This is a genomic window from Aeromonas sp. s13 (genome assembly GCF_040907905.1).
In the GTDB taxonomy this organism is placed as follows: Bacteria; Pseudomonadota; Gammaproteobacteria; order Enterobacterales; family Aeromonadaceae; genus Aeromonas; species Aeromonas veronii.
Genome location: NZ_JBFOCS010000078.1, coordinates 197655 through 204527, shown reverse-complemented (window position 1 = coordinate 204527; position 6873 = coordinate 197655). Strand labels below are relative to the sequence as shown.

Below are 6873 nucleotides of genomic sequence, written 5' to 3'. Positions count from 1 at the left end.
AACAAGATTTACTATTTAGCGGGGATAAAGGATTGCGCCACCTGATGCTACTGCTGGTCGCGCTCGGAATGGTGGGTTGTGCCTCGGCACCCCAACCCGAGGTCGCGAGCAAGATCGAAGTTTCCATGGTTGAACCTGTCATCGAACCGGAAGCTTCCCAGACACCCGATGTGAATGAAATCCTGACTGTATATAAAGAGTGGCGTGGTGTTCCGTACCGGATGGGTGGCAGCAGCCAGCGCGGTATCGATTGTTCCGCCTTTGCCCGTGAAGTGTTCCGCAATGCCGTCGGTATCGAATTACCCCGCGATACCCGCTCCCAAGTCCACGAAGGGACGCGCGTTTCCAAGCAGGATCTGGTCGAGGGTGACCTGGTCTTCTTCAAAATCAATCGTCGTCTCAACCACGTTGGTATTTATGTCGGCAATGGTGAATTCATCCATGCCTCGACTCGAGCCGGTGTGACGCGCTCCAAGCTCGATAGCCAATACTGGCGCAACAAGTTCTGGCAAGCTCGCCGGATCGATATCTGAGTCAGGCTGGACAAACGGCTCGCAGTACGGACTGTTTTTCCAACCTCACTTGAACCGGGCTCGATAGCCCGGTTTTTTATTGCCCTCGTTTAGACTTTCCCGAGTCAAATCACTATAGTGTGGGCCCGTTTTCTTCGGCAGGCTCAGCATGAAACCCCGCATACAATCAGCCGGTGGCCCCAAGTCGGGCGACCGCAAATCCGGACTTCACTCCCGTAATCGCCATCAGGCAGGTTACGACTTTGAGGCGCTCTGCCTGCGAACTCCCGAGTTGGCTGCCCACGTCTTTATCAATGACTACGGCACCCGCACCATCGATTTTGCCGATCCCGATGCAGTGAAGACCCTCAATCGCGCCCTGCTGGCTCATCACTACGGGATTGCCCACTGGGATTTGCCTGCCGGTTACCTCTGCCCGCCTATCCCGGGACGGGTGGATTACCTGCACTGGGCGGCCGACCTGTTGGCCGAGAGCGCAGGCCAGCTCCCTACCGGCAAGGGGGTGAGGGTGCTTGATATCGGGGTGGGGGCAAACTGCATCTATCCGCTGCTGGGGGCCCGTGAATATGGCTGGCGTTTTGTCGGATCGGATATCGATCCGGTCTCGGTCAAGGCGGCCACCCTGCTGGCCAAGAGCAACGGACTCGGCAACCAGATTGAGTGCCGCCTGCAGGGCAACCCCAACCATGTGTTTCGCGGCATCATAGGGCCGAAGGAGCGCTTCGCCCTGACGCTGTGCAATCCGCCGTTCCATGCATCGCTGGAAGAGGCGAGCAAGGGGACGGAGCGCAAGCTGCGCAATCTGGGCAAGGAGGTGACAGGCGCCCCTGTGCTCAACTTCGGCGGCCAGAAGGCCGAGCTCTGGTGCGAAGGGGGCGAGGCGGCGTTTCTGGCCAACATGATTGCCCAGAGCAAGGAGTTTGCCACTCAGTGTCTCTGGTTCAGCTCGCTGGTGTCGAAAAAAGAGAACCTGCCGGGGGCGAAAAAGGCGTTGAGCCGTGTGGGAGCCCGTCAGGTACGGGTGATCGACATGGCACAGGGCAACAAGGTGAGCCGGATCCTCGCTTGGTCCTTCCTGGATGAAGAGGGATTGCGTCGCGGCTGGTCGAGCGCGCGCTGAGTCCCCACTACAAGGCCCGATGAGGGCCTTTTTTCATGATGAGCACCGCGAATTTCCCCTGCTGGCGGCATCTTTGGCAATCGATTTCCTCATTGGCAGATCGTGCTGGTTTACATGGTATAAGTAGTTACTTCCGCCTTGGTACAGGTGTACGCCGAGATTTTTTTGCACTTACAGCTGAAACTTTAATAAAATAGGACTGGTTAGACCTCTTTACAGGCATTGAATCAAATAGGGATCGGTAGATGAAAGTTGTCGATTTTCTGAAGCGCAAGCGCGAAATTCTGGCGCAGCACCCCTTTGAGCTCAAGGATTGGCTCTCTCCGGCGATCCGCGACTACTGGCGTGAGTTTCAGCAAAAGGCACATCTTCACCCTTTGCTGGGACGTGTGCTGGACTTGCAAGCCGAGTCCCAGAGCGAGCAGCAACAGGATGCAGCAACCGTGGCACAAGTAGCCAACGGTCAGCCTGCCGTGGCTCAGGAACCCGCTGTTGAGCTGGCGGCCGAGGCGGCCGAGCTCTATGCCGCCCTGCAGGCCCGCATTGGTGAAGAGACCCATGTCGGCGAGTGGCTGCACGTCAGCCAGCAGATGATCGATCAGTTTGCTGCAGTAACCGGGGATCACCAGTGGATCCACACCGATCCGGAGCGTGCGGCCGCCGAGTCGCCTTTCAAGACCACCATCGCCCACGGATTCCTGACCCTGGCGCTGCTGCCGCAGTTGACCAGCTCGGTCGATGAGGCCACCCCCGAGTTCCCGACCGCCCGCATGGTGGTGAACTTCGGGCTGGATCAGGTACGTTTCCCGTACCCCATCAAGGTGGACAGCAACATCCGCGCCCGCACCAAGCTGGCCCGGGTCACCCCCATCAAGGGTGGGCTGGAGCTGCTCAAAGAGATCAAGGTGGAGATCGAAGGGATCCGCCGCCCGGGTTGCGTCATCGAGTCGGTGACCCGCATCTACTTCTGAGCCCCCTCATCGGCATGAATGGTGAAACGGGCCCGCTGTCGTGTGCAACGAACAGCGGGCCCGTTTTTTTGCCTGTTTGTTGCAAGGGTTGAGGCGTCAGCCATCGCGCGCTGACCCCAGCTTGATATGACTCACAAAACGGTGCGCCGTGCAGTTAGCCAGCTCTCATTTTGGCGAGATAGCCGCGTGAGGCGATAGCATGTTATGCCACTATTGGCTTCTTACTCCCGATCCTGGAGACAATAGTGCCCATCAATAACAAGATTATTCTGCCACTGCTGCTGAGCCTCGCCATCCTGCTGATCCCGACCCACTGGATCCCGCTGGAGGGGATCACCGTCATCGAGCAGCGGGTCGTGGCCATTTTCGTGCTGGCCGCCCTCTGCTGGATCCTGGAGCCCATCCCTATCTTTGCTACCTCGGTGCTGATCATCGTGCTGGAGCTGCTGCTGCTCTCCGACAAGGGGCTCTGGTTCATGACTGCCGACAAGGCTGAACCGGGGTTTGGTGAGCTGCTCAAGTCCACCGAGGTGATGGCGACCTTTGCCTCGCCGGTTATCATGCTGTTTCTCGGCGGTTTTTTCCTCGCCATTGCGGCGACTAAGTACCATCTGGACGTCAATCTGGCGCGGGTGCTGCTGCGCCCGTTCGGTCAGGATCCCCGGATCGTCATGCTGGGGCTGATGTTGATCACCGCCACCTTCTCCATGTTCATGAGCAATACCGCCACCACCGCCATGATGCTGGCCATCCTTACCCCGGTGCTGGCAGCGTTCCCCGACAAGGACCCGGCCAAAATAGGCTTTGTGCTGGCCATTCCGCTGGCGGCCAATCTCGGCGGGATCGGCACTCCCATCGGCACTCCGCCCAATGCAGTGGCCCTCAAATACCTGACCGGCGAGCATGCCATCTCGTTCGGTCAGTGGATGGGATTTGCGGTGCCCTTCGTGGTGCTGCTGTTGCTGCTCGGCTGGTTCCTGCTGGGGCGTTTCTTCCCGAGCACCCTCAAGCGGATGGATCTCAAGATTGAGGGGCGCTTTATGCAGACCCCTCGCGCCTGGGTGGTCTACCTCACCTTTATCACCACCATAGTGCTCTGGCTACTGGGGGATCTGCATGGCATGAGCTCCTACGTGGTCGCCATGATCCCGGTAGCTGTGTTCCTGACCACCGGCATCATCACCAAGGACGATCTGCACAAGATCTCCCTCGACGTGCTCTGGCTGGTCTCGGGCGGTATCGCGCTGGGGCTGGCGCTGGAGGACTCCGGGTTGGCCGAGCGGCTCATCACCCATATTCCGTTCCACGAATACTCCACGCTGGCGGTACTGGTCGGTGCCTGTCTGCTGGCAGTGGTGATGGCCAACTTTATGTCCAACACCGCGACCGCCAATCTGCTGCTGCCACTGGTGGCGGCACTGGCGGTCAGCATGCCGGAGCTGGCCGAGTGGGGCGGTAGCCACACCTTGATCCTGGCGGTCACCATTTCGGTTTCGCTCGGGATGTCGCTGCCTATCAGTACCCCGCCCAATGCGCTGGCCCACGCCACCGGTCTGGTGGAGAGTCACCAGATGGTGCGCATCGGTGTCATAATGGGGCTGGTCGGCACCCTGCTGGCGATGGTATGGATCTACCAGATTGCCGCTTGGGGACTGATCTGAGCGTACGGCCGGTTTCTCATCTGTTGCCTGCTCCATCATCGGAGAAGTGCCATGGCAGGTGATGACCAAAACAGAAAGAGGAGCCAACTTGGCTCCTCTTTCTGTTTACAGTTGACTCAGAAACTGGCGCCCAGATTGAGCAGGTGCCTGAATTCGGTCTCTTTGTACTTTTGCTCGAGACCGACGAAATGCACTTCGCCATCTTCCCACTCCATCTCGCTCGACCAGGAGAGGCGCAGGTGGTCGTTGAAGTAGTAGCGCAAGCCCACGCTGCCGGTCACATCTCGATTCAGAGTGATATAGGGTGAGGGTTGATCCAGATAGAGCAGATAGCGCCCCTGACTGAACAGCTCCAGTTTTTCCCGCCATATCGGGATGGGTTGGCGATAATCCCAGTTCATGCTGGCAAAGGGGTAGTCGATGATCCGGTTGCCTTTGAAGAGCAACCCAATCCCGCTCTCTTCCCTGAAGTAGGCCTTGCGCAGACCCCCTTGCGCCACGAACTCCAGCCGACGGCGCTTCTCGTTCCAGAAGCGGTAACCCGGCCCGGTACCATAGTCGAGGCTGAGGTAGTTGCTTTCCAGCATGTCATATTCGGCATTGAGCGAGCTGCGCACAAACCACTGCTGATCGAAAAAGTAGTCAATGGTCGGGTTCAGTTTGTAGTCGTGGTTATCGGTGATGCTGTCAGACGTTTCGTAGGAGTACTCTCCGGAGAAGCTGTAGCGCCAGTCCAGATTGGCCAACTCGGTCTTGCCCTTGAAGTTGACGTTGTTGGTGCGTTTGTCCTTGTGTTTGAGCTTGATGTTGAGATCGCCACTACCGGTCCAGAGCCAGGCCTTGCGTTCATCCTGCTCATCCTTGAACAGGGTGAATCCACCTTTGGCGGTCGCCTTGGGTTTATCCTGATGCTCTAGTCGCCAGCGCTTGATGGCATCCCGCTTGACGGTAACGGCACCGGTATAGGGCAAAGAGATGCGTACCGACTCATCGCCAATCTCTTCGATGGTACCGGTCAGACGGTCGCCATTGCTCATCCAGAGGATGTCTTTTGCCCACAGGGGGTGGCAGACCACCATGAGCATGAGAAGCAGGTATTTCATGACGTGAGGCAACTCCGGTATGGTGCTGATGAGTTAACTGCTGATGGGGCGGGGCAGGCCATTTTTGCTCTCCAGCGCCGCCGTCACCTCATCCTGCATCACATCAGGTGCGCTGATAAAGCTCTCTACGGCCGGTGATAGCATCAGCGGGGCGCCATTTTCAAGCTCCTCTTCGGTGCGGGAGAGCGGGGAGTGTACCTCCAGCCAGCGGCGACCATCCGGTTCGATGGCTACCTTGACCGGTTGATTGATGACCCGTACCGGCGTGCCGATCGGCACAATCTTGAACAGGGCCTCGATATCGTCAGGTCGCAGCCGGATGCAGCCTGCACTTACCCGCAGGCCAACGCCAAAATCCTTGTTGGTGCCGTGGATCAGGTAGTCACGCTTGCCGTAACCAAGGCGCATGGCGAACTTGCCGAGGGGATTCTCCGGGCCGGGGGGCACCACGGCGGGCAGGGTGATCCCTTTTTGCTCCAACCAGGATTTGCGCACCATGGGGCCGGGTACCCAGGTCGGGTTGGGATTCTTCTCGATGACCGTGGTGGTCATCTCGGGTGTCTCACGGCCGATATCGCCAATCCCGATGGGCAGCACGATGACCTCGCTTTTCCCCTTGGGGAAGTAGTAGAGACGCAGTTCGGGCAGATTGATGACGATCCCCTCGCGAGGCACATCAGGCAGCAGCATCTGGGTGGGCAGCGTCAAGCGGGTGCCAGGCTTGGGTAAATAGGGGTCTACACCCGGATTTGCCTCAAGCAGCGCCAAAAATCCAATTTGCGTATTTTTGCCAACCAGCTCCAGATGTTCATTCTGCTGGATGATGTAATCCTCCAGCTCACCGATGAGGCGACTCCCGGCAGGTGGCAGCGGGTAGCGTTTGGCCTCTGCCGGCGCCGCGCATAGCAGGATCGCTGCCAGCAGCATGGAAAGGGCGGGCGTTAAGGGTAGGGGCTTGATTTTCGGCAATCGCATAAGAAGATCCATCAGTTCAATCGGGGCGGAACATCATCAATACAGCCGCCAGGATGGCGCGATTGTTCCTCAATCAGCCCATGATTACCAGCTTGCCGCGCACTCGCAATGATGTGGGGATACATAGGAAACCTGCCAAAATCGGCATCACCCATAAATTTGAGCGCTAAGCAGGAAAAAGAGACGCCTCCTGGCAATAGGGGAATACCACGATATGGATAATGGCCGGGTGTGCGAGAGGGTTAATGGCGGGTGGATGCAGGGTGGCCTGGCAACGCGAACATCACGCGCCGCATTGTGAGCCTGCTCCCAGATAGCTGATTCAGCCATTTGATATCTAAGAAATTTTTATTGCATCCTCGGCCCAGCTTGGGTAAAACTCTCTCCCCACGGAGAGATGCCGGAGTGGCCGAACGGGATTGACTCGAAATCAATTGTGGCAGCAATGCCACCCAGGGTTCGAATCCCTGTCTCTCCGCCACATACCAAGCCCAACCTGTTTAGCAGGTT

Annotated in this window: 6 protein-coding genes and 1 tRNA gene; 5 read left to right on the top strand and 2 right to left on the bottom strand. The window is 58.1% G+C overall.

Annotation, left to right across the window (positions count from 1 at the left end; translation table 11 throughout):
* Positions 1-44: 44 nt before the first annotated feature.
* The 4 genes from AB5Y82_RS17965 (at position 45) to AB5Y82_RS17950 (ending at position 4285) form a co-directional block, all read left to right on the top strand.
* The gene (locus AB5Y82_RS17965; RefSeq protein WP_005334331.1) at positions 45-533 is read left to right on the top strand and encodes a C40 family peptidase; all 489 of its coding nucleotides are present in this window, start codon (positions 45-47) and stop codon (positions 531-533) included.
* A 148-nt stretch (positions 534-681) separates the two neighbouring features.
* Entirely contained in the window at positions 682-1653 is a 972-nt protein-coding gene (rlmF, locus tag AB5Y82_RS17960) for a 23S rRNA (adenine(1618)-N(6))-methyltransferase RlmF (protein WP_368174332.1), read from the top strand.
* Positions 1654-1898: 245 nt separating this feature from the next.
* Entirely contained in the window at positions 1899-2624 is a 726-nt protein-coding gene (locus tag AB5Y82_RS17955) for a MaoC family dehydratase (RefSeq protein WP_368174331.1), read from the top strand.
* A gap of 245 nt (positions 2625-2869) precedes the next feature.
* The gene (locus AB5Y82_RS17950; RefSeq protein WP_076495096.1) at positions 2870-4285 is read left to right on the top strand and encodes a DASS family sodium-coupled anion symporter; all 1416 of its coding nucleotides are present in this window, start codon (positions 2870-2872) and stop codon (positions 4283-4285) included.
* A gap of 116 nt (positions 4286-4401) precedes the next feature.
* Here AB5Y82_RS17950 and AB5Y82_RS17945 read toward each other — a convergent pair whose 3' ends face one another.
* Together AB5Y82_RS17945 and AB5Y82_RS17940 are read right to left on the bottom strand one after the other, a co-directional pair.
* On the bottom strand, positions 4402-5388 hold the full coding sequence (locus tag AB5Y82_RS17945) for a DUF481 domain-containing protein (protein ID WP_107685118.1): 987 nt from the start codon (positions 5386-5388) through the stop codon (positions 4402-4404).
* Positions 5389-5421: 33 nt separating this feature from the next.
* On the bottom strand, positions 5422-6315 hold the full coding sequence (locus tag AB5Y82_RS17940) for a L,D-transpeptidase family protein (protein ID WP_234888432.1): 894 nt from the start codon (positions 6313-6315) through the stop codon (positions 5422-5424).
* A 439-nt stretch (positions 6316-6754) separates the two neighbouring features.
* Here AB5Y82_RS17940 and AB5Y82_RS17935 point away from each other — a divergent pair.
* Positions 6755-6844, top strand: a tRNA-Ser gene (locus AB5Y82_RS17935).
* Positions 6845-6873: the final 29 nt, after the last annotated feature.

Coding starts and splice junctions, on each gene's coding strand:
- AB5Y82_RS17965 (WP_005334331.1), top strand. CDS start 45: ATGCTACTGCTGGTCGCGCTCGGAATGGTGGGTTGTGCCTCGGCACCC.
- AB5Y82_RS17945 (WP_107685118.1), bottom strand. CDS start 5,388: ATGAAATACCTGCTTCTCATGCTCATGGTGGTCTGCCACCCCCTGTGG.
- rlmF (WP_368174332.1), top strand. CDS start 682: ATGAAACCCCGCATACAATCAGCCGGTGGCCCCAAGTCGGGCGACCGC.
- AB5Y82_RS17940 (WP_234888432.1), bottom strand. CDS start 6,315: ATGCTGCTGGCAGCGATCCTGCTATGCGCGGCGCCGGCAGAGGCCAAA.
- AB5Y82_RS17955 (WP_368174331.1), top strand. CDS start 1,899: ATGAAAGTTGTCGATTTTCTGAAGCGCAAGCGCGAAATTCTGGCGCAG.